We start from the raw sequence: 26,171 nt of genomic DNA, 5'->3' as shown, positions 1-26,171 counted from the left end.
ATCTTCTCTCCGGGCCGGTTGCCGTGGTCTCATGGCGGGTAACGCCGGTGTCACCGCCGGGTCATCCGGTGGACACACACCGGTGGGCCCGGGAGGTGGACGATGCCGGACCTGGAACTGCGGCTCCCCGACGACGTACGCCTGCACGTCAGCGTCACCGGGCCGGTCGACGCCGAGGTCACCGCCGTCCTGCTGCACGGCTGGACGCTGGACGGGCGCAGCTGGCACCGCCAGGTCACGGAGCTGCGGCAGCGCTTCGGCGGTCGGGTCCGGGTGGTCACCTACGACGCGCGCGGGCACGGCCGGTCGAGCTGCCTGGCGCTGCGCGACGCCACCCTCGCCCAGCTCGGTGACGACCTCGCGGCGGTGGTCGACGAGATCGTCCCGGCCGGTCCGGTCGTCCTGGTCGGGCACTCGATGGGCGGCATGACCGTGATGGAGTACGCCCACCGCCACCCCGACCGGTTCGCCGCCCGTACCGCGGGCCTGGTCTTCGTCTCCACCACCGCCGAGGGGCACACGCACACCGCGTACGGTCTCTCCCCCCGGATCACCCGGCTGATCCGCCTGGCCGAGACCACGGGCGCCGGGGTGCTGGCCCGCTGCGGCGGCTGGCGGCCCCCGCACGCGCTGCTGCGCGCGCTGCGCCCGAGCATCCGCTGGATGCTGTTCGGCGACCGCTGCGACCCGGCGGACATCCGGCTGGTCACCTCGGCGGTGGCCCGGGCCACGCTGCGCTCGATCGGCGGTTTCCGCGCCTCGATCGGCGCCCAGCACCGGCTGGAGACACTCGCCGCGCTCGGCGGGCTGCCGGCCGCCGCGCTGGTCGGGGACCGGGACCGGCTCACCCCGCCGCCCTGCGCCGAGTCGATCGCGGCGGCGCTGCCCACCACGGAGCTGACCGTCTGCCCGGGCGCCGGGCACATGCTCATGATGGAGCGCCCCGACGCGGTGAACGCCGCCCTCTCCGGCGTGCTGGACCGGGTGCTGGCGGCCCGCCCCGCGACTCGCCTCTGAGCGTTCCCCACCTCCGGGCGGCACCGACGTACGCCACGTGCGCGGCATGCCCCGGCGTGCCGGTTGCCGGCGGCCCGTACCCTCATTCAGCCCGTCGTGCCCTCCGAACACAGGAGCATCCGCGTTGACCGACCAGACCACGCTGGACCGGGAGATCGCCGCCGAGCAGCGCCACCTCGACCGGGTGTACGCCCGGCTGGCCGAACTGCGCCGGTCCGCGGCCGAGGCCGAGCGGGAGGGCTACCGGCTGGCCCGGGTCGGCAACTTCGGCGCGCTGGTCGAGCGGGACGCGATGGTCTTCCACGCCGCCCAGCGCCGGCACGTGCTGGACGCCGAGCACGAGGGACTGGTGTTCGGCCGGCTGGACCTGCGGACCGGGCAGGTGCTGCACGTCGGCCGCCTCGGTGTGCGGGGCGTGGACGCGGAGACGCTGGTGGTGGACTGGCGGGCGCCCGCCGCCGCCGCTTTCTACCAGGCCACGCCCGCCGAGCCGCGCGGCGTGGTGCGCCGGCGCACGATCCAGTCCGCCTCGGAGAAGGTCACCCGGATCGAGGACGACCTGCTGGACCCGGAGGCCGCGCCGCCGGACATGGCGGTGGTCGGTGACGGGGCGCTGCTGGCCACGCTGTCCCGGGCCACCGGCCGGGGCATGCGGGACATCGTCGCCACCATCCAGCGCGAGCAGGACGAGGCGATCCGCTCCCCCGGCAACGGCGTCACGATCGTCTCCGGCGGCCCGGGCACCGGCAAGACGGCGGTGGCGCTGCACCGGGCCGCGTACCTGCTCTACTCCGACCGGGCCCGGTACGCCGGCGGCGGCATCCTGGTGGTCGGCCCGTCCGGCGTGTTCGTCGAGTACATCGCCTCGGTGCTGCCCTCGCTGGGCGAGGAGACCGCCACGCTGCACTCGCTCGGCTCGCTGTTCCCCGGCCTGTCCGCGTCCCGGACCGACCCGCCGGACGTGGCGGCGGTGAAGGGGTCGCTGCGGATGCGCCGGGTGCTGGAACGCGCGGTACGCGACGCGGTGCCGGACTCCCCCGCCGAGCTGCGCCTGCTCTACCGGGGCGAGCTGCTGCGCCTGGAGCGCCCCGCGCTGGACGCGATCCGGGACCGGACGCTGGCCCGGGGCGCGCGCCGCAACGAGGTGCGCCGGGCGGCGTTCGACGCGGTGCTCGCCGCGCTCTACGCGCAGGCCCGCACGCTGCGTGTGGGCCGGTTGCCGGAGCAGCCCGCGTTCGAGGACGAGATCATCGAGCGGCCGGAGTTCCGCGAGTTCCTCAAGGCGTGGTGGCCCCGGCTGCACCCGCGGCACGTGCTGGACTGGCTGGCCCGCCCGGACCGGCTGCGCCGCTACGCCGGGGGGATCCTGTCCTCGGCGGAGATCCGGTTGCTCGGCGACGCGTACCGGAGCCTCGCGACCGAGGGGCTGACGGTGGCCGACATCGCGCTGCTGGACGAGCTGGACGCGCTGCTCGGCAAGCCGGTGCAGCGGGCCCGGCCCAAGCGCGACCCGTACCAGCTCGCCGGTGGCGTGCGCGAGCTGAGCACGTACGCCGACCGGCAGCGCGCCGCCCGCGCGGCGGCGCGGGAGCGTCCGGACGACTACCGCGACTACGCGCACGTGGTGGTGGACGAGTCGCAGGACGTCTCGCCGATGCAGTGGCGGATGGTCGGCCGGCGCGGGCGGCTGGCGTCCTGGACGGTGGTCGGTGACCCGGCGCAGACCGCCTGGACCGGCGACCCGCAGGAGCTGGACCGGGCCCGTGACCAGGCGCTGGGCCGGCGCAAGCGGCACCGCTACGAGCTGACCACCAACTACCGCAACTCGGCGGAGATCTTCGCGGTGGCGGCGGCGGAGATCCGCCGCCTCTACCCGGACCTGCCGCTGCCCGCCGCGGTGCGGTCCACGGGTGTGCCGCCGGTCGAGCGCACGGTGCCCGCCGCCGACCTGCCGGCGGCCACCGTCGAGGCGGCCGAGGCGCTGCTCGCGCAGGTGGAGGGCACCGTCGGCGTGATCACGCCGGTGCCGCGCCGGGACGAGGTGGCGGGCTGGCTGGGCGGGCTCGGCGCGGGCCGCCTCCAGGTCGTCACCAGCCTTCAGGCCAAGGGCATGGAGTACGACGGCGTGGTGCTGGTGGCGCCGGGTGAGATCCGGGCCGATCCCGGCTCGGGCGTCCGCACGCTCTACGTGGCGCTGTCCCGGGCGACCCAGCGCCTCACCACACTCGACCCGGTGGGGTGACCGGCCCCGCCGCCACCCACAGTTCACTTGCATACATAGCGATGTGAACATACATTGGGCCGGGCCGGTACGCGGCAGGGAGGGTGTTGGCGTGGGCGCAGGTCATGACCACAGCGGTGCGGTGGCCAACGCGGCACACCGCCACCGGGGCCGCCTCTGGGCCGCGTTCGCGCTGCTCGCCGCCCTGATGGTGGTCGAGGCGGTGGCCGCCTTCACCACCGGCTCGCTGGCGCTGCTCTCCGACGCCGGGCACATGTTCACCGACGTCCTCGGCATCGGCATGGCCCTCGCGGCGATCACCGCCACCCGCCGGGCCGGCACCGACCCGCAGCGCACGTTCGGGCTCTACCGGCTGGAGGTGCTCGCCGCCCTCGCCAACGCCGTGCTGCTCGGCGCCGTCGCCATCTACGTCCTGGTCGAGGCGGTACGCCGCTTCGGCGAGCCGCCGGAGGTGCTGGCCGGCCCGATGCTGGTGGTGGCGGTGCTCGGCCTGCTCGCCAACATCGTCGCGTTCGCGCTGCTGCGCGCCGGGTCGAAGGAGAGCATCAACCTGCGCGGGGCGTACCTGGAGGTGCTCGGCGACCTGCTCGGCTCGCTCGGCGTGATCGCCGCCGCCCTGGTCATCGCGGTGACCGACTGGTGGTGGGCGGACCCGCTGGTCGCCGTCGGGATCGGCCTGTTCATCCTGCCGCGTACCTGGCGGCTCGGCCGGGCCGCGCTGCGCATCCTGGTGCAGGCCGCGCCGGAACACCTCCAGGTGACCGCCGTGCACGACCGGCTGGCCGCCGTACCCGGCGTGGCCGAGGTGCACGACCTGCACGTCTGGACGCTCACCTCGGGCATGGAGGTGGCCTCGGCGCACCTGACCACCGACCCGGGCGTGGACCCGGCCGGCGTGCTGGCCGCCGCGCGGGCCGCCCTGCACGAGGACTTCTCCATCGATCACGCCACGTTGCAGGTCGAACCCGGAGCGTCGGCTGGAGTGTGCGGACAGACCGAGTGGTGATTAGGACACACTTAAATCACTGTGGCTAATGTAGTCTTATGCCGGTTTTGCCCCGCCTAGTGGCACTGCTCCACGGAGCCGTGCCCGGGCAGCGCCGGTAGTCTCGGTCGCGGCCGCACCCGCGGGCGCCACCGGCCCCGGTGGGGCGGCCGTCGCCTAATCGTCCGCAGGGACGAGCCGGGGAACCACGTACGTGGGGTGCATCCGCGTCAGCGGTAGGGATCTTCCGTCCCGAACCCGTCAGCTAACCCGGTCGGCGCTGACGGAAGGACGTGTGAATGCCCCCAGTGGCACCTGTACGACGGACGGCCGCCCGGTTGGCGGCCCTGCTCGTCGCGACGCTGACCCTCGGCGTCGCGACCGTTCCGGCCTCCCCCGCCTCGGCGGCGCCAGCGACCGGCCTGCTCGCCGCCGCGCCCGGCGACGACGAGGGCGGCACGCCCGAACTGCGCGCCCAGCTCGACGCGGCCAGCAAGGGCTGGCTGGAGGCGAAGGCCGCGCTCAACCGGTCGGTGAACCGGCAGAAGCAACTCAACGAACAACTCAAGACGGTCGGCGCCGAACTGGCCGTCCGGGACGCCAAGGTCGGCGAGATCGCCGCCGTGGCGTACCGCAACGGCCGCCTGGGCACCGCCGGGGCGCTGCTCGGCAGCAGCAGCCCGGAGGGCTTCATGGACCGGGCCGCCGCGCTGGAGCAGGTCGCCGCGCACGAGGACCGTACGCTGCGCGACCTGATCGCGACCCGTGACGAGGCCACCCGCACCCGCACCGAGCTCGACGGCGAGATCCGCGAGCAGCGCAAGCAGGTGGCGGTGATGGGCAAGCGCAAGGAGCAGGCCGAGCGTGCCCTCGAGGTGGCGAACGACCGGGCCTCGCGCAGCAGCAGCGGCGGTGGCAGCGTCCAGGGCACCTCCAGCAAGAACGCGAAGCCCGCGCCGCGCAACTCGGACGGCTCCTGGCCGTCGGAGTCGTGCAGCGTCAACGACCCGACCCCGGCGAACGGCTGCATCACCCCACGCACGCTGCACGCGCTGCAACAGGCCAAGGCGGCGGGCTTCACCCGGTACGTCTCCTGCCACCGGCCCAGCGGCTCGGGTGAGCACCCGAAGGGGCGCGCCTGCGACTTCGCCGCGCAGAAGAGCGGCTTCGGCGGCGTGGCCACCGGCGGCGACCGGACGTACGGCAACAACCTGGCCGCGTACTTCGTGCGCAACGCCGACCCGCTCGCCGTGCTCTACGTGATCTGGTTCAAGCAGATCTGGCTGCCCAGCAGCGGGTGGAAGTCGTACAGCGGCGGCAACGGCGACCCGTCCAGCGACCACACCAACCACGTGCACCTGTCGGTGTACTGAGCGCACCCTGGAGGGCGGCCGGATCAGGTCGGCCGGCCCTCCAGGGTCGCTCCGAGACGCGCCGCCAGGCCCAGGTGAGCCGCCCGGGCCTGGCGGAACGCGTACCCGAACAGCGGTGCCGGTGCGGTGAGCGTGATCTCCACGTCGATGCGTACCGTGCCGTCGGGCTCGTCGCGCAGGCGGGTGTGGTTGCGGACCGTCGTGGCGGGCTGCTGCCGCGCCACGGTGACGACCTCGTCCTCGCCGGCGATCAACACGTCCGCCTGGTACGTGACCGGGAAGTGCAGCGGGCCGAGTTGCAGCCGGTCGGTGATCGCGTAGCTGGCCAGCGCGCCCGGCCGGGCCGGCAGCTTCCGGACCCGGACGATCAGCGGATGCAGCTCGCCCTGGCGACTCAGGTCACCCAGTAGCGCCACCGCCTCGGCCCGGGTGCACCGGGCCTGCACGGTGTAGCTGAAGCTGTCGCTGCTCTGCAAGCGGGCCCCCTCGCCGTCGTGCGTCGCGACGATCGTCCCGTACCGACGCCGGACTGGCAACGGGTAGAAGGTCCCCTGGCAGCAGGGGGTGTGAACGGCGCTCAGGCGCCGGGCAGCACCTCGGGGGTGTCGTCGGCGAACCACGGCTCGGGCGCGCCGAACAGGCCGAGCAGGCCGGTCACCCAGAGCTGCCGGTGCACGAACCGGCTCGGCTCGGTGACCACCAGCTTGACGCCGCTGACCTCGCAGGTCTGGAAGCCCGCGACCATGGCGCTGATGCCGACCGAGTCGATGAACGTGACGAGCCGCATGTTCAGCTCGATCCGCGAGGGGCGGCCCTTCGCGAGCACTTCGGCGATCGCTTCCCGCACCTCGTACGCGGTGTCGACGTCGATCTCCCCACGGGGCGCGATCTGGACGACACCACCCGGCCGCACCGACTTCACGATCGACAGGCTCACGCGAGCACCTCCACTCGCCCATGACGGGCGCCTCATCAGTACGCGGGCCGCGACCGAGCGTATTCCTCCGACGGCCCGGTCGCCACCCCCCGGGATGAGCAATTCGCGAACTGGGCACACCTGGGCGTACCCAATCCGGACCTCCGGGTTCCAGTTTCCCCTTCAAGGTGGGCCGCGGCCAACCCTGCGGCCGGGCGGGCCCGGCCGATCCGCCGACCAGGGTAGCGGGCGCACGCACGTCCCGTGGGCACCGGTCCCGGCGCGTTCGGGTGGTTCGTCCCGTTCGCTGCCCGGGCCGCCCGTGACCCGGGCATGGTTTGCCGGGCGTGCCGGTGGGGCACTGCCCGAGACAGTGAACCCGCCGGATGGACACCGGAGTCCGAAGTGGCCGCCGGCCTTCGGCACCCGAGGAGGTAGAACTATGTTCGGATCCAACCTGCTGGACCGCCGGGGCAAGGCCGAGCGGGTCGCCGACCAGGCGTGGCAGCACCTGCTCTCCGCCGTCGGTTCCGCCGGTGACAGCGTGCGCGACGCCACCCGTACCGCCCGCCGCAGCTCCTCCGGCCTGGCCGACGACGCCACCGACCTGGTCGGCTCCGCCGCCGAGGAGGCACGTCGCCGGGCCGGTCTCGCGTTCGACGCGCTCGCCGGCCGCCGGCCCGCGCTGCCCTGGACGCTGCTGATCGCGGCGGCGCTCGCCGGCGCGGCGATCGGCTGGGCCGCCGGGACCGCGGCGCGCGCCGCCGGCAGCCGGGACCGCGCCGCGGACGAGATCGAGTTCGTGGATGTGGACCGGCCGAACTCCCCGGCCGGCCTGGACGGCTGACCCGCCGAGTACGACGCGACGACGGCCGCTCCCGGGGCTCCCGGGAGCGGCCGTCGTGCTGCCTCACCCGGACCGGGCGAGGGCGGCTCACCCGGGACACGCGCAGGATCGCGGGTGCGGGACCACGTGCCCGCGCCGCGATCGACGGGAGGGAGAGCCGGATGGCCACCGACACGGTCACGCGTACCGACCGGGACATCCAGACCGCCGTGCTCGACGAGCTGACCTGGGAGCCGCGGGTCGGCCCGGACGAGATCGGGGTGACCGTCACCGAGGGCGTGGTGACGCTCACCGGCCGGGTGGACAGCTACGCCAAGAAGTGGGCCGCCGAGCGGGCCGCGCACCGGGTCACCCGGGTCCGCGCGGTCGCCAACGACCTCGCCGTCCGGATCGACACCGCGGCCGGACGGGAGGACCCGGAGATCGCCGTCGCGGCCGTACGGGCGCTGGAGTGGGACGCGTTCGTGCCGATCGAGGCGTTGCAGGTGACGGTGGCCGACGGCTGGGTCACGCTGCACGGCGAGGTCGAGTGGGAGTACCAGCGGCGGGCCGCCGAACGGTCGGTCGCCCGGCTCACCGGCGTACGCGGGGTGAGCAACGGCATCGCCGTGCGCCCGGCGGTGCACGCCGACGGCCGCGACCTGGCCGAGCGGATCGTGGACGCGCTGGCCCGCAACCGCGCCACCGAGACCGAGGAGGTCGACGTGCGGGTGCACGGCGACACGGTGCTGCTGGACGGGCAGGTCCACTCGGCCGGCGAGCGCGAGGAGATCGAGCGGGTGGTGTGGAACGCCCCCGGCATCCGGGAGGTGCACAACCACCTCGTCGTGCGCTGACCGGAACCACCCCGCCCGGGTGAGCCCGCCTCACCCGGGTCGCGGCCATGGTGGGAGGCATGAGTGATCCGAACGGGCTGATCACACCCGGGCAGGCCGCGCCCGGGTTCACGCTGCCGGCGGCGCCGGACGGGCGCGAGGTGGGCCCCGGGCAGTTCCGGGGCCGTCCCGTGGTGCTCGCCTTCTACCCGGCGGACTGGTCACCGGTCTGCGGCGAGCAGATGACCCTGTACCAGGCCGCCCTGCCCGAGCTGGAGCGGTACGACGCGGTGCTGCTGGGCATCTCGGTGGACAGCGTCGACTCGCACCGGGCCTTCGCCGAGAGCCGGGGCATCCGGTTCCCGCTGCTCGCCGACTTCGAGCCCAAGGGTGAGGTGTCGCGCCGGTACGGCGCGTACGCGCCGAACGGGCAGTCGGACCGGGCACTCGTGGTGGTCGGCCCGGACGGCCGGGTGGCGTGGAGCCACCTTTCCCCGCCCGAGGTGAACCCGGGCGTGGACGGGATCCTCGACGCGCTCGAGAGCCTGGACTCGGATCGGCGGGTGAGTGCCGGATGACCACGCCCCTTCAGGTCACCACCGCACGACTGCGGATCCCGGTGACCGAACGCGACCATGTCCGCGGGCCGCTGGACGCGCCGGTCACGATCGTCGAGTACGGCGACTTCCAGTGCCGGTTCTGCGGTGCCGCGTACCCGAACCTGACCGAGGTGCTGCGCCAGCGGGCCGACACGGTGCGGCTGGCGTACCGGCACTTCCCGATCACCAACGTCCACCCGTACGCGGAGAGCGCCGCGGAGACCGCCGAGGCCGCCGCCGCCCGGGGCCGGTTCTGGGAGATGTACGACTGGCTCTACCAGCACCAGGACCAGCTCGACCCGGTGCACCTGTCGCTGGGCGTCGAGCAGATCGGCCTGTCGCCGGAGGAGATCGCCGGGGAGGTCGGCCGGCAGGAGTACGCCGACCGGGTCCGGCAGGACTTCGTCGGCGGCATCCGCAGCGGCGTCAACGGCACCCCGACGTTGTTCGTCAACGACGTCCGCCACGACGGCGGCTACGACCTGGCCGAACTGCTGGCCGTGGTGGACGCCGCCACCGACGACGGCTGAGCAACGATCAGATCAACCGCAGCTCGCGCGCCCGCCGGACGGCGTCCCGCCGGCGGGTCGCGTCGAGCTTGCGGTAGATGTTGCGCACGTGCGTCTTCACCGTGTTGACCGACAGCGACAGCTCGGCGGCGATCTCCACGTTGGACAGGATGCTCTGCAGGTAGCGCAGGATGGTCAGCTCCCGCTCGGTGAGCGGCTCGTCGAGCGTCCGGGCCGGACCGTCGGCCGACGCGGCCGCCGGTTGCGCGTCCACGCCCCGGACCAGCTCGCTCACCGTCGCCCAGTACGCGGTGCCGGAGTCCAGCCGCGCGGCGAGCAGGTCCCGTACCTCGGGGTCGGCCCGGGTGAAGACGCGCCGGAAGCCGTCCGGTTCGGCCAGCGCCAGCACCTCCTCCAGCAGCCGGCCGGCCCGCCGGGCGTCACCGGACGCGCCGGCGAGCGCCGCGTCGAGCAGCCCGGCGCCCAGCCGCACCGGCAGCGGCCAGTCCGCCGCGCCGGGCGCGGTCCAGTCGGGCAGCGCCCGCTCGGCGGCCCGGGCGTCCCCGGCGCGCAGCCGCAGCCGCGCGGCCGCCGTCGCCGGCGCCGGCCCGTCGCCCGCCGCGTCGAGCAGTGCCCGGGCGCCGTCGACGTCGCCGACGACGGCGCGTACCTGTGCCTCGTCGGCGGCGAGCCACTCGCCCAGCTCCGGGCCGGGCGCGGCGGTCCGCGCCTCGGCGAGCGTGCGCAGCGCGCCGCCCGGGTCGCCGCCGTCGGCCAGCAGCCCGGCCCGGCACAGCGCGGTGAGCGCGGCGCCGCCCGGCTCCGCGCCGGCCGGCCCGGCGAGCGCCAGGTGGGCCGTGGCCTCCGCCGGCCGGTCCCGCTGCCAGTCCACGAGCGCCAGCGCCAGGTACGCGTAGCCGCAGTCCGACCGGGACGACCAGCCCTGGCAGGGCGGCATCGCCAGCGCCTCCCGGGCCAGCTCCTCGGCGGCCCGCAGCGCGCCCCGGGCCGCCTCCAGCACGGCCGAGCGGCTGACGCAGAGCAGCTCGGTACGCGGCCGCCCCGCCCGCCGTGCCGCCTCCCGGGCGGTGGCGAACCGGTCCCGGGCGGTGGGCAGCTCCCCCTCGGCCAGCGCGGCCAGCCCGTGCGCGGCGCCGGCCACCGCGCGCACGTCGTCCCGCTCGGCGGTCCCGGCGCGCGGATCGCCGGCCTCACCGGCCACGGCACCGTCGGCGTCCGGGCCGCTCGGGGACTCGTCCCCCGCGATGGTGGACAGCAGCCGGTCGGCGGCCCGGCGTACCTCCTCGTGGTCGCCGCCGAGCCGGGCGAGGCTCAGCTCCACGGCGGCGGCCAGCCGGCCGAACCGGTCGCGGCGCGGCGCGGGCAGGTCGGCGGCGTCGGCCAGCGCGCGCCGCAGCTGCACGTCGGCGGCGGCCCGGTCCCCGGCGTACGCCCGCTCGCCGGCCGCGGCCAGCGCCAGCTCCGGATCACGGCGGACCGCCTCGGCCGGCGGCTCGGGTGGGGCCGGTACGGCGGCCGGTTCGTCCGGCGCCAGCTCGGGCCAGCGGGTCACGAGCAGCTCGGTGGCGTCGGCCCACTCACCGGCGAGAAGCGCGTGCCGCAGCGCCTCGGCCGGACGGTCGTGGCCGGCGTACCAGCCGGCGGCGCGCCGGTGCAGCTCGCGCACCTCGTCGGCGGGCAGCCGGTCCAGTTCGTCGCGCAGCACGTCGGCCAGCAGCGGGTGCGGCCGGTACCACTGCGGGTTGCCGCCGTCCTGGTGCAGGAAACCGCCCTCCCGGGCCGCCTCGGCGAGCAGGTGCCCGGCGTCGGGCCGCCCGGTCAGCGCGGCGGCCAGGTCGGCGTGGACCGCGACGGCCACCGCCACCCGGCGCAGGACGTCGCGGGTCGCCGGTTCCAGCGGGGCGAGCACCTCGTCCCGCAGGTACGCGGCGACGTCCGGCTGGTCACCGGCGAACCGGTCCACGGCGCGCGCCGGGTCGGCGCCGTCCCCGAGCGCGAGCGCGGCGAAGCGCAGCCCGGCCGGCCAGCCGGTGGTGCGCTCGGCCAGCCGGGCCACGGCCGGGGCGGGCACCGACACGCCGTGCGCGACGAGCAGGTCGGCCACCTCGTCGGCGGTGAACGCCAGGTCGTCGGCGCCGATCACGGTCAGCTCGCCGGCCAGCCGCCAGCGGTGCAGCGCCAGCGGTGGTTCGCTGCGGGCGCCGGCCACCAGCCGCAGCCGGCCGTCGGTGTGCCGGAGCAGGAACTCCAGCCCGGTCAGGGCGGCCGGATCGGTGACCCGGTGCAGGTCGTCCAGGACCAGCAGCACGTGTCGTTCCCGTGCGGCGAGCGCGGCGGCGAGCGTTTCGAGCTGCTCGGGCCGGGGCGGTCCGTCCGGCACCGGTGGCGGCCCGTCGTCCGGGTCGTCGGCGGCGGCGGTACGCAGGGCCGCCGCGAGGTAGCCCCAGAGCCGCCGGGTGGTCTCCCCCGCGGCCACCGTCAGCCAGGCCGGCGCCGGCCCCTCCCGCTCCCCCTGCGCCCAGGTCGACAGCAGCGTCGTCTTGCCCCAGCCGGCCGGCGCACAGACGAGCGTCAACGGGCCCGACGCGCCCTGTTCCAGCCGGTCAAGCAGCCGGGGACGCAGCAGGACCGGCTCGGGCGGCACGGGCGGCGTCAACCGGGACGCCAGCAACGGCGGGCCACCCGGCAGCGCACCACCGGCGACATCGGGTGAATCGAGGCCGGTGGTGAGCAGATCGGGCGTACCGGTGATGTCGCTTGTGCCGCTCCGTGCGGTGACGACCTGGTCTGCCTCCTCCGGCATGCGTCCCTCCCCCCGTCGGTGCGGGCAGCGGTTACCCGCACCGCGCTGGTTCACCCCTTCCGGGCGAACCCCGCTCACCCGGGCGCCGCGCACCCTGTAGGCACGCGGGGCGGCCGGCCGGAGCGCCGGCCGCCCGGGGACCAGCGGGAGGTCGGGTGGCGCGGAGCAGACGGCTGGGGGCCGGCGCGCTGGCGCTGGCGGGGGCACGGGTGCTGGCTCCGGCGGGCGCACGGGTGCTGGCCCGCCGCCGCCCGCGGCGGGCCGGTACGGATCCGCGGCCGGGCCGGTGGCAGGTGGTGACGGTGGCCGCGGCGCCCGAACAGGTGCTCCCGGCGGGGCGGTGGCCCGAGCCGCTGCGCCGCCTCGACGGCGCGGTCGAGGTGTGGGCCCGACCGGCCCCCGGCGGGCGCGGCACCGAACTGGCGATCCGCCCGCTGGGCGGGGAGTGCACGCTCCCGGGATTCGCCGCGCACCTGGTCGGCGACGACCCGGGCCGGTTCCTGCGGCAGGTGCTGCGGCAGACCAAGCAGCTCCTGGAGACCGGCGAGGTGCTGCGGGCGGACCGTTCGCCGCTGGACCGGCCGGGGACGCCGACGTGAGGGCGCTGTGCTGGGCCGGGGCCGGCCTCGTGGAGGTGCGCCGTGTCCCGGACCCGGAGCTGCGCAACGCCCAGGACATGATCGTCCGGGTCCGGCGCAGCACCACGTGCGGCGCGGACCTGCCGCTGCTGGGCGGGCGGGTGCCCGAGGCGTCCGCCGGGGAGGTGCTCGGACGTGAGTTCCTCGGCGACGTGGTCGAGGTCGGTCCGGAGGTACGCCGGCACCGGGTCGCCGACCGGGTGGTGGTCGGCGCGGCGGTGGCCTGCGGGGCGTGCTGGTTCTGCCGGCAGGGGCTGCCGGCCTGCTGTGACAACGGCACGAGCGGCGTGACCGCCGAGCCGGAGTGGGGGCAGCCGTCCGCCGGGGGTTACGGCCGCCCGGCCCGGCTGGGCGGCTTCGCCGGTGGTCACGCCGAGTACGTGCGGGTGCCGTACGCCGACGTGGGCGCGTTCGCCGTACCGGAGTCGGTGAGCGACGAGCGGGCGGTGTTCGCCGCCGACGCCGCACCGGCCGGCTGGTACGGCGCCGAGCTGGGCGAGGTCGCCCCCGGCGACGTGGTGGCGGTGTGGGGTGCGGGCGCGGTCGGCCAGCTCACCGCCGGCGCGGCGGTGGCCCGGGGCGCGGACCGGGTGGTGGTCGTCGACGACCGGGACGACCGGCTGCGGATGGTCACCGGGCACGACGGCGTGGAGGCGCTCAACCACAGGTACGTGGACGTGCTCGCCGAGCTGCGCGAACGCAGCGGCGGCCGCGGGCCGGACGTGTGCGTCGACGCCTCCGGGGTGCCGGCCGCGCCGGTGCGGTGGCCGGCGGCCGAGCCGGACGGCGGGGCGGCGCTGCGCGAGGCGGTGCACGCCTGCCGCAAGGGCGGCGTGGTGGTGGTGCTCGACGCCCGGCCCGGATTCGTGGACCGGTTCCCGCTCGGCGCGCTCGCGGACAAGGGGCTCGCGGTCCGCGCCGCCCGGCGCCGGGGCAGTGCCGCGATCCCGGCGCTGCTGGAGCGGATGGCCCGCGACGAGCTGGTCACCGAGCATCTGGCCACCCACCGGATGCCGCTGGAGCGCGGCGCCGAGGGGTACGCGTTGTTCCGGGACAGGGCCGACGGCTGCGTCCGGGTGGTCTTCACACCGTGAAGGTGAGCGCCGTGGATGGCACACTCGGCGGATGCGCGCAGACCGTCCGTACGACCTCGTCCTGTTCGGCGCCACCGGCTTCACCGGCGGGCTGACCGCCGAGTACCTGGCCCGGCACGCGCCGGACCGGCTGCGCTGGGCCCTCGCCGGGCGCAACCCGGACAAGCTGGCCGCGGTGCGGGACCGGCTGGCCGCCATCGACCCGGCCCTGGCCGACCTGCCGCTGCTCACCGCCGACGTGACCGACCCGGCGTCGCTGCGCGCGGTGGCCGAGTGCGCCCGGGTGGTGGCCACGACCGTCGGCCCGTACGTGCACCACGGCGAGCCGCTGGTGGCCGCCTGCGCCGCGGCCGGCACCGACTACCTCGACATCACCGGTGAGCCGGAGTTCGTCGACCGGATGTACGTGCGGCACCACGCCGAGGCGGTGCGCACCGGGGCACGCCTGGTGCACGCCTGCGGCTTCGACTCGATCCCGCACGACCTGGGCGTCTGGTACACGGTCAAGCAACTGCCGGCCGACGGGCCGATCGCCGTGGACGGGTACGTCCGGGCCGGCGGCCGGTTCTCCGCCGGGACGTACCACTCGGCGCTCACCGCGTTCTCCCGTACCGGTGAGATGAGCCGCGCGGCGCGGGCCCGCCGGGCGATGGAGCCCGGCCCGGACGGACGCCGGGTTCGCGCGGTGCCGGGCAAGGTCGGCCGGGTACGCGAGTTCGGCCAGTGGGCGGTGCCGCTGCCCACCATCGACCCGCAGGTGGTCCGCCGGTCCGCGGCGGCCCGCCCGGAGTACGGCCCGGACTTCCGCTACCGGCACTTCGCGGCGATGAAGCGGCTGCCCACGGTGCTGGTCGCGGGCGTCGGGCTGGCCGGCGTGGTGGGGCTGGTGAAGGTGGCGCCGACGCGGCGCTGGCTGCTCGGGCGGCTCGCCTCCGGGCAGGGGCCGACCGCCGAGCAGCGGGCCAAGTCGTGGTTCCGGGTGCGGTTCGTGGGCACCGGCGGCGGCCGGCGGGTGGTGACCGAGGTGGCCGGCGGCGACCCGGGTTACGACGAGACGGCCAAGATGCTCGCCGAGTCGGCGCTCTGCCTCGCCTTCGACGACCTGCCGGAGACCGCCGGGCAGGTCACCCCCGTCGCCGCGATGGGCGACGCGCTGCTGGAGCGGCTGGTACGCGCCGGCATCACGTTCCGCACCCTGCCGGCGTGAGGTTGACCCTCGACCCGCTTGAGGTCACAGGATGACGGCCGTGGAGAGCGAGCTTCGCAGCATCGGCGAACTGGCCCGGGCCAGCGGGTTGACGGTCAGCGCACTGCGGTTCTACGACCGTTCCGGCGTGCTGGCCCCGGCCCGGGTGGACCCGGTCACCGGCTACCGCTGGTACACCGAGGAGCAGGTGGACCCGGCCCGCCTGGTGGCCGGGCTGCGCCGGGTGGGGATGCCGCTGGCCGGCATCGCCGAGGCGCTGCGGCACCGGCACCGGCCGGCCGAGGTGCACCGGCTGCTGGACGCGCACCTGCGCCGCCTGGAGGACGGCCTGGCCGACGCCCGTCGCGAACTCTCCCGGATCCGCAGCCTGATCGACCCGGAGGAGACCATCGTGACCACCCGCCTCGTGCTGTCCCGCACCGACCTCGCCGCCGCCGTGGACGCCGTACGCTTCGCCGTCGGCGCCGACCCCGACCTGCCGGTCCTGTCCGGCGTGCTGGTGGAGGTCGAGCCGGACGGGGTCCGGCTGGTCGCCACCGACCGGCACCGGCTGGCGGTGGCCCGCGTCACCGGCACCGTCGACGGCCCGCCGGTGAGCGCGCTGCTGCCGGTGGCACCGGTGGACGAACTCCGCGCGCTGCTGGACGCCGAAGGTGCGGAGACCGCCGAGGTGGTCGTCGCCGCCGACCGGGTGACGGTCACGGTGGCGGGCCGCCCGGTGACCGCCGAACCGCTGCCGTACGACTTCCCTGACTACCGGCGGCTGCTGCGGGCGCAGCTCGGCGACGTGCCCGCGTACCGGATCCCGTTCGACGGCGCGGCGCTGCGCGCGGCGCTCACCGCCGACGGCGTCCCGGTCTGCCACCGCGCGCACGAGGGCGTCGAGCACGAGGTGGTGGCGCTCGGTCTGGACGGCCGGGGCGAGCTGCGCCTGGTCGACCCGAACGCAGTGGTCGGCGCGGGCGGCGCGGCGGGCGCGGGCGGCGCCAGTGGCGCCGACGGCGCGGCGGGCGCGGGTGGCGCGGGTGGCCCGGATGCGCTTCGGGTGGCGGTGAACCGGGAGTACCTGCTGGACGCGCTGGGGTCCGGCGACGGACAGCTCGTGCTGGAGCTGGACGGTCCGATCGCCCCGCTGGCCGTGCGGCGGGCCGACGACGCGGACGCCTTCTCGGTCCTGATGCCGGTACGCCTCTGACGCTCCGGTCTCCGGCCCGCGCTCGCCGGTCCCGGCCCCGCACCGCACCGCACTGCGGCAGGAATCAGTGACCGTGCGTGACCACACCGCCGCCCCCCACCCTTCACCCCTCGCGCACTTTGCTCTGCAGCCATCCGCGCAACGCTGACGCTCCGTCGAACGCCGCGTCGGTGGCTGCAGAGCAAAGTCGCCGGAGGGGCATGTCGGCCGGAGAGCGGATCCGCGAGATTGACCAGGTCAGCGGACCGGTGAGCGGCAATGGGCTGGCACGGGCATCGGAGCACCATCACGGAATGTGAACACGCTCTGGCGGCGGCTCAACCACCACGCACCGTCACCGGAAAGGGCCTTGCTGCGGCGGGCTGCGCGGGCCGGGCCGGGGCGGCGAGGGCGCGACGGTAGCATCTGGAGGTCCCACCTGACTGCCTGGACGGAGGCGTACGAGCAGCATGCTCGACATGGAGTTGATCCGGAAGGATCGCGAGGCGGTGGCGACCGCGCTGGCGAAGCGTCTGGATCCCGCCGAGGTCACCCGGGCGCTGGACGACATCCAGCGGCTCGACCAGGAGCGACGCGCCCTGATCACGGAGATCGACGCCGAGCGGCAGCGCCGCAAGGCCGAGGCGCGCGCGTACGCGGAGGCGAAACGGTCCGGCGGCACGCCGCAGCCGGTCGCCCCGGAGGCCGAGCGCAAGCAGCTCGCGGAGCTGGAGTCCCAGCTCGACGAGGTGCAGTCCCGGCTCCGCTCGGCGATGAGCGAGCTGCCGAACCTGCCCGCCGACGACGTGGTCGCCGGGGGCAAGGAGGCCAACCGGGTGGTGCGCACGTTCGGCGAGGCACCGGCCATCGAGAAGGTACGCGACCACGTGGAGCTGAGCCGTGCGCTCGGCCTGGTCGACCACGAGCGGGGCGTGAAGCTCGGCGGCTCGGGCTTCTGGATGTACACCGGCCTCGGCGCCCGGCTGGAGTGGGCGCTGGTGAACTGGCTGATCGAGCAGAACATCCAGGCCGGCTACGAGTTCCTGCTCCCGCCGCACCTGCTGCTGGAGAGCGCCGGTTTCGCCGCCGGGCAGTTCCCGAAGTTCCACGACGACGTCTACCACATCGACAAGCAGTCGTCCTCGCGCGGCCAGTTCCTGCTGCCCACCGCGGAGACGGCGATCCTCGGCGCGTACCAGGACGAGATCCTGGAGACGCCGAAGCTGCCGTTGAAGGCGTTCGCGTACACGCCGTGCTATCGGCGCGAGGCGGCCGGTTCGCACTCCGACGAGCGCGGCACCGTACGCGGCCACCAGTTCAACAAGGTGGAGATCTTCCAGTTCACGCTGCCGGAGCAGGCGGGCGAGGCGCTGGAGGCGATGGTCGGGCACGTCGAGGGCCTGGTCGACAAGCTCGGTCTGCACTTCCAGACCAGCCTGCTCGCCGCCGGTGACGCCAGCGCCTCGATGAAGAAGACGCTCGACGTCGAGGTGTGGATGCCGAGCACCGGCAAGTACAAGGAGGTGTCGTCGGTCTCCTGGGCCGGTGACTACCAGGCCCGCCGGGCGGCCATCCGCTACCGCGAGCCGGGCGCGAAGCAGACCCGCTTCGTGCACACGCTCAACGGCTCGGCGCTCGCCACCAGCCGGCTGTTCCCGGCCATCCTGGAGCAGCACCAGCAGCCCGACGGCTCGGTGGTGGTCCCGGAGGTCCTCCGCGACAAGCTGGGCACCGACCGCCTCACCCCGCGCTGACCCGCTCCCCCGCCTCCGCCTCTCCCCCGCGAGGGTGGGAGCGGGAGCGGGGGCGGGGGTGGGTGAGGGCGGCGAGGAGGAGCGCGGCCAGGAGGGCCGCGAGGACGGCGGGGCCCAGCGTGTCGACGGCGTTCACCACGGTCTGCTGAATGTCGGCGGCGGTGCGGATGACCGGGTCGGTGAAGGCGTCGTAGCGGCCCTGGGCGAGACGTACCTCGTACCAGCCGTACCAGGCGACGTAGCCGCCCGCGACCAGCAGCACCACGCCGCTCAGCCGCGGCACCCACGCGCCGGCGCCGCGCAACCGGGCCACGACCCGGCCGCGCAGCAGCGCCACGGCGAGCGCGGCCACCCCGACCACGAGCGCCATCCCCAGCGCGTACGCGCCGAACAGCGCCAGCCCGCGCAACGGCGACCCGGCCCGCAGGCTGGTCACCACGATCGCCAGGAACGGCGCGATCGCGCAGGTCAGCGACGTGAGGGCGTACGCCGCGCCGAACAGCGCCATGGACGGCCAGGTGCGGGTGAGCCGGGGCGCGACGCGTAACGGGCGTGGCGCGGGCAGCCGCCGGCCGGCGAGCAGCCAGCACCCGGCCAACGCCAGCAGCACGCCGAGCGTCACCGTCAGCCACGGCAGCCGCGGCCGCAGCCAGTCCGCCGCCGGTGCCAGGGCCAGCCCGAACGCGCCGAACACCAGCACGTACCCGAGGGTCAGCCCGGCCGTCGCGGTGAGCGCGCGGCGGACCGCGCCGCGCCCGCCGTCGGGGCCGGCGACGAGCAACGAGAGGTACGCGGGCAGCATCGCGAAGCCGCACGGGTTGACCGCGCCGAGCATGCCGGCGGTGAGCGCGAGCAGCAGCGCGCCGGTCATCCCCGGGCCAGCGTCTCGACCTGCCGGGTCAGTGCCTCGCCGTCCAGGAATCCCTGGTGGACGACCCGGCCGGTGCGGTCCAGGACGACGAATGTGCTTTGCTCGGCCACCTTGAACCGGCGCCACAGCACGCCCGCCCGGTCGTCGATCTGTGTCGTGCCGCCCAGGTCGAACTCGGTGACGAACGACGTCATGGCCTTCTGCTCGCCGAGCCCGGCGACGCCGACGACGGGAACCGTGTCGCGGTAGGCCGGGGCGATCTCGGCCACCGTCCACGCCTGGCTGGCGCAGGTGGCGCACCAGGGCGCCCAGAACCACAGCACGACCGGCCGCCCGGCCAGGGCGGCGGCGTCGAACGCCGTACCGTCGAGGGTCTTGCCGGTGAACGACAGCGCGGCCGGCACCGTGGCCGGTGACGCGGACGCCGGCGCGGATGCCGGCCCGGACGGGGACGCGGCGGCCGGGGGCGCCGGTGCGACCGCTCCGGCCCGGTCCCCGGGCTCGGGCCCGGCGGCGCAGGCGGTCGCGGCGGCGAGCGTGGCGGCCAGCACGGCGGCGGCTGTCACACGAGCGGCGGTACGCATCGGCGGCTCCTGGTTCTACTCGGCCCGGACCAGGCGGAGCGCGAGTTCGGGACAGACCTTGACCGCCTTGAGCGCGCCCTCGCGCAGCCACGTCGGCACCGGGGTGGGCGGGAACGCCGGGTATCCGTTGCCGTCGAGCCGGATGAAGTCCGGCACCACGTGCGCGCACAGCCCGTGCCCGTCGCAGCGCGACCAGTCCAGGGTGAGCTTCTGCGGGTTGCCGTCGGGCGCGCCGGGCAGGCCCATCATGCCCTTCACCCGCTTGCCGCAGCCCTCGCCGGTGGCGTGCAGCCGCAGGTCGTCGGCGAAGACCTCCATCGCAGACAGTGCGAACCGGGCGGTGCCGTCCGGATGGCTGCACGCGCCGCGGCCCTTGACGTCGCCGGCCGCGGCGCGGACCAGCTCGACCGGTGCGCTGCCGGAGACCGCGAGGTCGACCGAGCGGGCCAGGTCGGGCAGGCCCATCTTGCACGGGCCGCACTGCCCCGCGGACTCGCCCGCCAGGTACCGCACCACCTGCGCGGCCTCGCCGAGCGGGCAGGTGTCGGCGCCGAGCGGCACGATGATGCCGGCGCCGAGCGTGCCGCCCACGGCGGTGAGCCCCTTGCGGGACACCTCGGCCCGCTCGGCAGCCGCCGCGGTGATCCACTTGCCGTGGTAGCCGCCCATCAGGATGCCCGGGCCGGGCGGCACCTCGCACAGGTCGAGGATCTCGCGCAGCGGGGTGCCGGCGGCGCACTCCACCACGGCGGGGCGCTTCGCCGACCCGGTGACGGTGAGCAGCACGGTGCCCGGCTCGTCGTCGGTGCCGAGCGCGGCGTACTCGTACGGGCCGATCCGGGCAGCGACGGCGAGCTGGGAGTACGTCTCGGCGTTGGACAGCAGCGTGGGCAGCCCGCCGACGCCGGAGTCGCTGGACCGCTTCTTCGTGCCGGGCGGGATGTGCGGCAGTCCGTTGATGCCGTTGACCAGCGCGCCGCCCTCACCGGAGATGAACCGGTGCGGCACGGTGACGATCGTGGTGGGCACCGGCATCCGCCGTTCCTGCAACGCCTCGGTCAGCGAGGGCCGGCCCACGTCGTCGTCGGCCACCCCGATCACGATCTCCTCGGCGTCGAGCGCGAACGCGGCGAGCGCGGCGCCGTCCAGGATGAGGTGCGGGGCGCGGGTGAGCAGCACCTTGTCCTTCCAGCTCGCCGGCTCGCCCTCGGTGGCGTTGACGACCACCACGGCACCGAGGTCCTGCCGCTCGCAGGACTCCAGCACCGCGCGCAGCTTGCGGGCGAACGGGAAGCCCGCGCCGCCCTTGCCCTTGAGGTCGATGGCCTCGGCGAGCCGCAGCAGCGCCGCCGGTTCCATCGGGCCGATCGGGCCGTGCACCTCCTCGTGGGCCAGCAGGTCGAGCCGGCCGAACTCGGCGAACCCGGCGGTCAGGCGGGGTTCGCCGACACAGGCGACCGGCGGGACCGTCGTGCGCTTCACCGGGCCTCACCCCGCAGCCCGGCCCAGTACGCGCCGTCGACCGCGTCCGCGTCGGCCCGCTTGCGACGGCTGGACCGGCTCTCCTTGCCCGCGCGCATCGCCCGGCGGGAGGCGAGGTCGACGAGCGTCGGGGTGTCGTCGACGAACGCCTCGTCAGCGGCGTAGCGGGCCGGCGGGCGCCAGTAGTCCGGCTCCTCCGGCACGTCCTCCTCGTCCCGGTAGCGGCGGCCGGATCCGCTGAGCGGTTCGGCCGAGAGGGGGGTGCCGGAGATGGGGCCGGCCGAGATCGGCTCACCGGAGACCGGGCGGGTCTCCCAACGGCGCGGGCTGTCCCACGGCTCCTCCGGCTCGTCGGTCGCGCGCGGCGGCGCGGAGTAGCGGGCCACCTCGGCCGCGGTGGCGTACCGGCCGCTGTCCGGGGGTGCGGAGTGGCGACCGCCGGTGTCCGGCGGCGCCGAGTGCCGGCCGCCGCTCTCCGGAGGCGCCGAGTACCGTGCGACCAGGTCCTCGTCGTCGCGGGACCGGCGGCTCACCCGCTCCTCGGTCCGGGAGCGGCGGGTCACGCGTTCCTCGTCGTCGCGGCGACGGCGGCGGGGCCGCTCGCCGTCGGTCCGGCGGGCCGGCGCCGTCTCCTCGTCCCGGGCCCGGACGACGGGCTCGCGCTCCTCGTCGCGCCGCCGGGCGGCGGCCGCGCGGACCGGCTCGCGCAGCGATCCGGGTTCCGGCACCACGGGTACGGCGAACCGCTCCGGATCGCGCCGCCGGGCGGTGCCGGCCGGTGCGGTCCAGGTGGCGGTCGCCTCGGCCCAGCGGCCCCGGCCGGCGCCCTTGTCCTCCTTGTCGGCGGCCTTCTTGCGGGTGAGCGCGGCGAACACGCCGGTACGCTCCTCGCCCTTGCCGGCCATCGCCTTGTTGAGCGCGACCGCCTGGTGCTGCTCGCGGCTGCGCTTGCCGAGGTGGACCGAGACGCGCACCAGCAGCGCCATCACCACGAGCACCACGCAGGCGAGGTAGCTCAGCACCACCCAGGCGGCGGCCGGACGGCCGGCGTTGAGGCCGTGCACCAGCGCGAACGGCCAGGACACGTACGCCATCGAGTGCAGCGCGCGCCAGAACCACTTCGGGCCGACCCCGGCGAACCGGACCCGGATGATGCCGGTCCAGAGCACGCCCACCATCAGCAGCGCGGCGACGGTGCCCAGTCCGACGTAGAGGCCGCTGCCGCTGAGGAACGGCACCACGGCGTCGGTCGGCCCGGCCCGGCCGATCGCGACCTTGGTGATGACGTGGAAGACCAGCCCGGCCACGCCGAGCACGCCGGTGGCCCGGTGCGCCGACTGGAGCAGCACGCGGTGCCGGATGAGCAGCACCAGGCGGTCGGTGGCGAGCAGGCCCAGCATCACTGTGATGCTGAGCGAGACCAGGGCGACCACCCCGGCGAAGAACTCGGTGAAGAAGAATCCGTACGAGTACATGACGCCGCCGGCACCGGCCAGCTCCACACCCGCCCACGCGAGGCCGAGCGCGGAGGCGGTCAGTGCCACCATCGCGGACTTCGACATCGTCCGGGCACCACGGCTGGTGCTGGTGGTCCGGACGGTCGTCGCCTTCTCGTTCTGCTGTGCCCGGGCCATCTGCTCCTCGATCGTCTCGCGGCGGCGCCCCCACCGGCCGACCCTGCTCCCCACTCAGGTACGGAGGGACGGCGCGGACGGATCACCTCCGGTGGCGAATTTCTCGGTCGGATTCTCGAACCGTCCAGCCCGGACGCGCGTGTAGCGCCTGACGCAACGACGGATGCCCATGCGTTGACAGGCTTTGCAACAGGCTCGTAACCTTGCCGCAAAATTTCAGGCTGGTTTGCAAGAAGCCGGCACTGAAACAGGCTCCACTCCCCCGCATCCCCCGCACCCCGCAGGAGTCCTGATGCATCGACGCCGATGCCGCGCCGCCGCGCTCGCCCTGGGCCTGGCCGCGAGCCTGCTCGTCCCCGTCACCGCGGCGGCACCCCCGGCCGCCGCCGCCACCCCGGGCGCCAAGAAGGTGATCGTCCAGCTCTTCGAGTGGAACTGGACCTCGGTGGCCGCCGAGTGCACCAGCACGTTGGGCCCGAAGGGCTACGGCTACGTGCAGGTGTCCCCGCCGCAGGAGCACGTCAACAGCAGCCCGTGGTGGGTGTCGTACCAGCCGGTCAGCTACCGGATCGAGTCCCGCAAGGGCACCCGCGCGCAGTTCCAGTCCATGGTGAACACGTGCCACGCCGCGGGCGTCAAGGTGATCGTCGACGCCGTGGTCAACCACATGTCCGGGCAGGACAACGGCGGCACCGGCTGGGCCGGCTCGTCGTACGGCCACTACAACTACCCGGGCGTCTACTCGGCGCAGGACTTCCACTACTGCGGCCGCAACGGCAACAACGACATCGCCAACTACAACGACCGGTACGAGGTGCAGAACTGCGAGCTGGTCAACCTCGCCGACCTCAAGACCGAGTCGGAGTACGTGCGCGGCCGGCTGGCCGCGTACCTCAACGACCTGCTCTCGCTCGGCGTCGACGGCTTCCGGCTGGACGGCAGCAAGCACATGCCGGCGGCCGACATCGCCGCGATCAAGGCCAAGCTGTCCCGCAGCGCGTACCTGGTGCAGGAGGTCATCTACGGCGCCGGTGAGCCGATCCAGCCGACCGAGTACACCGGCAACGGCGACGTGCACGAGTTCCGGTACGGCAAGGACCTGGCCCGGATGTTCAACAACGAGCGCCTGGCGTACCTGAAGAACTTCGGCGAGTCCTGGGGCTACCTGTCGAGCGCGAAGGCGGTGGTCTTCACCGACAACCACGACACCCAGCGCGAGGGTGGCGTGCTGACCTACCGCAACCGGGGCACGTACGCGCTCGCCAACGCGTTCATGCTGGCCTGGCCGTACGGCACGCCGGCGGTGATGTCGAGCTTCACGTACAGCGGCCGGGACCAGGGCCCGCCCGCCGACGGCAGCAACCGGATCACCAACGTGACCTGCTACTCGGGCTGGGAGTGCGAGCACCGCTGGCCGGTCATCGCCAACATGGTCGGCTTCCGCAACGCCACCGAGGGCGCCGGGGTCTCCAACTGGTACGACAACGGCTACCAGCACATCGCGTTCAGCCGTACCGGCAAGGGCTACCTGACGATCAACGACGAGGACAGCGCGGTGAACGGGCGGTCGTACTACACCGGGCTGCCGGCGGGCCGCTACTGCGACGTCGTCCACGGCACGTTCAGCAACGGCTCGTGCAGCGGGCCGGTGATCACCGTGGACTCGTCCGGCTGGTTCGCCGCGAACGTCCCCGCGCACGACGCGATCGCCATCCACATCGGCGCGAAGCTGAGCTGAGCCACCCGGCGAAGCTGAGCTGAGCCACCCGCGCCGCGAAGCCCCCGTACCCGTAGTACCGGGTACGGGGGCTTCCGGTCGGTTACAGTCTGTTTCGTGCTGTTCGACCGGTTCGCCACACGCCGGCCTCCCGGCTGGCTGATCGCCGCGCTCGCCGTACCGTTGCTGCTCGTCACCGCGCTGCTGGTCGGCCGCGCGCTCACCGCCACGCCCGCGCGCCAGGCGGCGCCGCCCGCCGCCGCGCCCCCGGCCACGACCGCCGCGCCGAGCCCGTCGCCGGTCGAGTCGGTGCCGCCGGCCGCGCCGCCGCCGGACGACCTGCCGGTGGTCACCTACGACCCGGCGCCGCGCGGCTTCCCACCCGACCCGGACCCGGCCGACACCCGCCCGCTGAGCGAAGGGCTGCGCCCGAACCGGAACGTGGCCGCGTACGACGCACCGGGCGGCCGTCCGCTGGCGTTCCTCGCGCCGACCATCAGCGGCGTACGGCTGACGGTGCCGATCGTCGACCGGCGCTCCGGCTGGACGGCGGTGCTGCTGCCGTCGGCCAACCGCACCATCGCCTGGCTGCCGTCCGGCGGCTGGACCACTGTGGTGCTGCGCGACCAGATCGTGGTGGAGCGGCGCACCCACCGCCTCACCTGGAGCCGGGACGGGCGCGCGATGCGCACCTGGCCGGTCAGCCTCGGCATGTCCGGGCAGCTCACCCCGCTGGGCCGTACGTTCGTGCTGGGCCGCACCCCGCCCCCGGAGGCCGTCTACGGCGGCGTCGACATCTTCGCCCTCGGCGCGATCCCCGACGACCCGGACGCGGTGCCGACCGGCCTGCGCGGCGCCCACATCGGACTGCACAGCTGGTACAACGACGACACGCTCGGCAAGAACGTCACCAACGGCTGCATCCGGCTGACCCGCAGCGCCCAGCGCCTGCTCCTGACCGAGGTGGAGCCGGGCACCGCCTTCGTGGTGGTCGACCGCCTGCCCTGACCGGGCTCAGCCCAGCAGCCAGCCGTCGGCCTGGATCGGCTCAGGCCGTCGCGCCGCCGTCGACCGCGATCGACGCACCGGTGATGTGCCGTCCGCCGGCGCCCACCAGGTGACTGACGGTCGCCGCCACGTCTTCCGGTTCCGCGTACCGGCCGAGGGCGATGTGCGACCGCTGCCCGTCCGCGCCCGCGCTGTCCGCCGGGTTCATGTCGGTGTCGGTCGAGCCGGGCAGGATCAGGTTGACGGTGATCCCACGCGGACCGAGTTCGCGGGCGAGCGCCCGGGTCAGCCCGTTCACGGCGCTCTTGGTCATCGCATACGCGCTCACCCCGGGAGCCGGGACACGACTGGCGAAGCTGCTGCCGATGTTGACGATCCGCCCACCCGCACCCATGTGGCGCACCGCCGCCTGGGTGGCGAGGTAGACCCCGCGCACGTTCACCGCGATCGCCCGGTCCAGGGCGTCGAGGCTGACCGACTCGATCGGCCCGCCCGCGAACACCCCGGCGTTGTTGACCAGGATGTCCAACCGCCCCAACTCGGCGACGGTCCGCTCCACGGCGCCGACCACGGCCGTCGCGTCGGTACTGTCCGCATTGATCGCCAGGCCGGTCCGGCCGTACGCCTCGATCTCGGCCACCACGGACTTCGCGCTTTCCTCCGCGGTGCGGTAGGTGAACGCGACGTGGATGCCGTCCTCGGCCAGCCGGCGCACGACGGCGGCGCCGATCCCACGGCTCCCGCCCGTCACCAGGGCGACCCTGTCGGCAAGTCTGACCGTCATGCCGTCATCCTGACAGTCGACTCAGGACAGCGATCATCCGGGTCACCGGCCGTTCCCCGACTGTTCGATCAGACAGGATTGCCGGCACCCAGGCCGG

At 74.9% G+C, this 26,171-nt stretch carries 23 protein-coding genes and 1 riboswitch; of the genes, 15 read left to right on the top strand and 8 right to left on the bottom strand.

The window, feature by feature from the left end; genetic code table 11:
• The first annotated feature begins 102 nt into the window (after positions 1 to 102).
• The 4 genes from ACN27C_RS16385 to ACN27C_RS16370 all read left to right on the top strand — a co-directional run bounded on the left by ACN27C_RS16385 (position 103) and on the right by ACN27C_RS16370 (position 5,617).
• Complete coding sequence (locus ACN27C_RS16385) at positions 103 to 1,017, top strand: alpha/beta fold hydrolase (RefSeq protein WP_422751539.1); 915 nt, start codon at positions 103 to 105, stop codon at positions 1,015 to 1,017.
• A 124-nt stretch (positions 1,018 to 1,141) separates the two neighbouring features.
• A complete protein-coding gene (locus ACN27C_RS16380) occupies positions 1,142 to 3,259 on the top strand; it encodes a HelD family protein (protein WP_121686658.1) in 2,118 nt (705 codons plus the stop codon).
• Between the two features lie 91 nt (positions 3,260 to 3,350).
• Positions 3,351 to 4,265: a cation diffusion facilitator family transporter gene (locus ACN27C_RS16375; RefSeq protein ID WP_120568613.1), complete on the top strand. Its 915-nt coding sequence runs from the start codon at positions 3,351 to 3,353 to the stop codon at positions 4,263 to 4,265.
• A 143-nt stretch (positions 4,266 to 4,408) separates the two neighbouring features.
• Positions 4,409 to 4,539: riboswitch (cyclic di-AMP (ydaO/yuaA leader) on the top strand.
• Between the two features lie 4 nt (positions 4,540 to 4,543).
• Positions 4,544 to 5,617 (top strand): coiled-coil domain-containing protein, encoded by a 1,074-nt coding sequence (locus ACN27C_RS16370; RefSeq protein WP_121686659.1) that lies wholly within the window; start codon positions 4,544 to 4,546, stop codon positions 5,615 to 5,617.
• A gap of 23 nt (positions 5,618 to 5,640) precedes the next feature.
• Here the strand turns inward: ACN27C_RS16370 and ACN27C_RS16365 are convergent, their stop codons facing one another.
• Positions 5,641 to 6,093, bottom strand: coding sequence for an SRPBCC family protein (locus ACN27C_RS16365; RefSeq protein ID WP_358194342.1), 453 nt, complete (start codon positions 6,091 to 6,093; stop codon positions 5,641 to 5,643).
• Positions 6,094 to 6,194: 101 nt separating this feature from the next.
• Positions 6,195 to 6,554, bottom strand: a complete 360-nt coding sequence (locus ACN27C_RS16360) for an STAS domain-containing protein (protein WP_013287849.1) — start codon at positions 6,552 to 6,554, stop codon at positions 6,195 to 6,197.
• Between the two features lie 421 nt (positions 6,555 to 6,975).
• On the opposite strand from ACN27C_RS16360, the gene ACN27C_RS16355 reads away from it, so the two are divergent.
• The 4 genes from ACN27C_RS16355 to ACN27C_RS16340 all read left to right on the top strand — a co-directional run bounded on the left by ACN27C_RS16355 (position 6,976) and on the right by ACN27C_RS16340 (position 9,324).
• Positions 6,976 to 7,380 carry a hypothetical protein gene (locus tag ACN27C_RS16355; RefSeq protein WP_120568610.1) on the top strand — a complete coding sequence of 135 codons (405 nt, stop codon included), beginning with the start codon at positions 6,976 to 6,978 and terminating at the stop codon, positions 7,378 to 7,380.
• A gap of 161 nt (positions 7,381 to 7,541) precedes the next feature.
• Positions 7,542 to 8,216, top strand: a complete 675-nt coding sequence (locus ACN27C_RS16350) for a BON domain-containing protein (RefSeq protein ID WP_421498646.1) — start codon at positions 7,542 to 7,544, stop codon at positions 8,214 to 8,216.
• 59 nt (positions 8,217 to 8,275) lie between these two features.
• A complete protein-coding gene (locus tag ACN27C_RS16345; protein WP_252452467.1) occupies positions 8,276 to 8,773 on the top strand; it encodes a redoxin domain-containing protein in 498 nt (165 codons plus the stop codon).
• Positions 8,770 to 9,324, top strand: a complete 555-nt coding sequence (locus tag ACN27C_RS16340; RefSeq protein ID WP_422751538.1) for a DsbA family protein — start codon at positions 8,770 to 8,772, stop codon at positions 9,322 to 9,324. The genes ACN27C_RS16345 and ACN27C_RS16340 overlap by 4 nt, the downstream gene beginning before the upstream one ends.
• Positions 9,325 to 9,331: 7 nt before the next feature.
• On the opposite strand, the gene ACN27C_RS16335 is transcribed toward ACN27C_RS16340, so the two are convergent.
• Positions 9,332 to 12,127: a LuxR C-terminal-related transcriptional regulator gene (locus ACN27C_RS16335; protein ID WP_422751537.1), complete on the bottom strand. Its 2,796-nt coding sequence runs from the start codon at positions 12,125 to 12,127 to the stop codon at positions 9,332 to 9,334.
• Between the two features lie 155 nt (positions 12,128 to 12,282).
• Between ACN27C_RS16335 and ACN27C_RS16330 the strand changes: the two genes are divergently transcribed.
• The 5 genes from ACN27C_RS16330 to serS all read left to right on the top strand — a co-directional run bounded on the left by ACN27C_RS16330 (position 12,283) and on the right by serS (position 17,994).
• The gene (locus ACN27C_RS16330) at positions 12,283 to 12,726 is read left to right on the top strand and encodes a hypothetical protein (RefSeq protein ID WP_422751536.1); all 444 of its coding nucleotides are present in this window, start codon (positions 12,283 to 12,285) and stop codon (positions 12,724 to 12,726) included.
• Positions 12,723 to 13,859, top strand: a complete 1,137-nt coding sequence (locus ACN27C_RS16325; protein WP_364803748.1) for an alcohol dehydrogenase catalytic domain-containing protein — start codon at positions 12,723 to 12,725, stop codon at positions 13,857 to 13,859. The genes ACN27C_RS16330 and ACN27C_RS16325 overlap by 4 nt, the downstream gene beginning before the upstream one ends.
• A 31-nt stretch (positions 13,860 to 13,890) precedes the next feature.
• Positions 13,891 to 15,066 (top strand): saccharopine dehydrogenase family protein, encoded by a 1,176-nt coding sequence (locus ACN27C_RS16320; RefSeq protein WP_121684263.1) that lies wholly within the window; start codon positions 13,891 to 13,893, stop codon positions 15,064 to 15,066.
• Between the two features lie 31 nt (positions 15,067 to 15,097).
• Positions 15,098 to 16,261: a MerR family transcriptional regulator gene (locus tag ACN27C_RS16315; protein ID WP_422751535.1), complete on the top strand. Its 1,164-nt coding sequence runs from the start codon at positions 15,098 to 15,100 to the stop codon at positions 16,259 to 16,261.
• A 449-nt stretch (positions 16,262 to 16,710) separates the two neighbouring features.
• Positions 16,711 to 17,994 carry a serine--tRNA ligase gene (serS, locus tag ACN27C_RS16310; RefSeq protein ID WP_252452479.1) on the top strand — a complete coding sequence of 428 codons (1,284 nt, stop codon included), beginning with the start codon at positions 16,711 to 16,713 and terminating at the stop codon, positions 17,992 to 17,994.
• Here serS and ACN27C_RS16305 read toward each other — a convergent pair.
• From ACN27C_RS16305 to ACN27C_RS16290, 4 genes are read right to left on the bottom strand one after another with little or no spacing between them, the layout of a single operon-like run.
• On the bottom strand, positions 17,981 to 18,865 hold the full coding sequence (locus tag ACN27C_RS16305; protein WP_244933232.1) for a cytochrome c biogenesis CcdA family protein: 885 nt from the start codon (positions 18,863 to 18,865) through the stop codon (positions 17,981 to 17,983). The genes serS and ACN27C_RS16305 overlap by 14 nt on opposite strands.
• Positions 18,862 to 19,449 carry a redoxin family protein gene (locus tag ACN27C_RS16300; protein ID WP_422751534.1) on the bottom strand — a complete coding sequence of 196 codons (588 nt, stop codon included), beginning with the start codon at positions 19,447 to 19,449 and terminating at the stop codon, positions 18,862 to 18,864. The genes ACN27C_RS16305 and ACN27C_RS16300 overlap by 4 nt, the downstream gene beginning before the upstream one ends.
• Positions 19,450 to 19,464: 15 nt before the next feature.
• Positions 19,465 to 20,931: an NADH-quinone oxidoreductase subunit NuoF family protein gene (locus tag ACN27C_RS16295; protein ID WP_120568599.1), complete on the bottom strand. Its 1,467-nt coding sequence runs from the start codon at positions 20,929 to 20,931 to the stop codon at positions 19,465 to 19,467.
• On the bottom strand, positions 20,928 to 22,619 hold the full coding sequence (locus tag ACN27C_RS16290) for a ferric reductase-like transmembrane domain-containing protein (RefSeq protein ID WP_422751533.1): 1,692 nt from the start codon (positions 22,617 to 22,619) through the stop codon (positions 20,928 to 20,930). Before ACN27C_RS16290 ends, ACN27C_RS16295 begins: the two co-directional genes overlap by 4 nt.
• A gap of 238 nt (positions 22,620 to 22,857) precedes the next feature.
• Here ACN27C_RS16290 and ACN27C_RS16285 point away from each other — a divergent pair, with 238 nt between their 5' ends.
• Together ACN27C_RS16285 and ACN27C_RS16280 are read left to right on the top strand one after the other, a co-directional pair.
• A complete protein-coding gene (locus ACN27C_RS16285; RefSeq protein WP_393157145.1) occupies positions 22,858 to 24,303 on the top strand; it encodes an alpha-amylase in 1,446 nt (481 codons plus the stop codon).
• Between the two features lie 96 nt (positions 24,304 to 24,399).
• Positions 24,400 to 25,290 (top strand): L,D-transpeptidase, encoded by an 891-nt coding sequence (locus ACN27C_RS16280; RefSeq protein WP_422751532.1) that lies wholly within the window; start codon positions 24,400 to 24,402, stop codon positions 25,288 to 25,290.
• Positions 25,291 to 25,330: 40 nt separating this feature from the next.
• Here the strand turns inward: ACN27C_RS16280 and ACN27C_RS16275 are convergent, their stop codons facing one another.
• Positions 25,331 to 26,074 carry an SDR family NAD(P)-dependent oxidoreductase gene (locus tag ACN27C_RS16275; protein ID WP_252452495.1) on the bottom strand — a complete coding sequence of 248 codons (744 nt, stop codon included), beginning with the start codon at positions 26,072 to 26,074 and terminating at the stop codon, positions 25,331 to 25,333.
• Positions 26,075 to 26,171: the final 97 nt, after the last annotated feature.

Source organism: Micromonospora sp. WMMD1219 (assembly GCF_049315215.1).
Lineage (GTDB): Bacteria > Actinomycetota > Actinomycetes > Mycobacteriales > Micromonosporaceae > Micromonospora > Micromonospora tulbaghiae.
The sequence above is the reverse complement of the archived record's forward strand: the minus strand, read 5'-3'. Positions and strand labels throughout refer to the sequence as shown.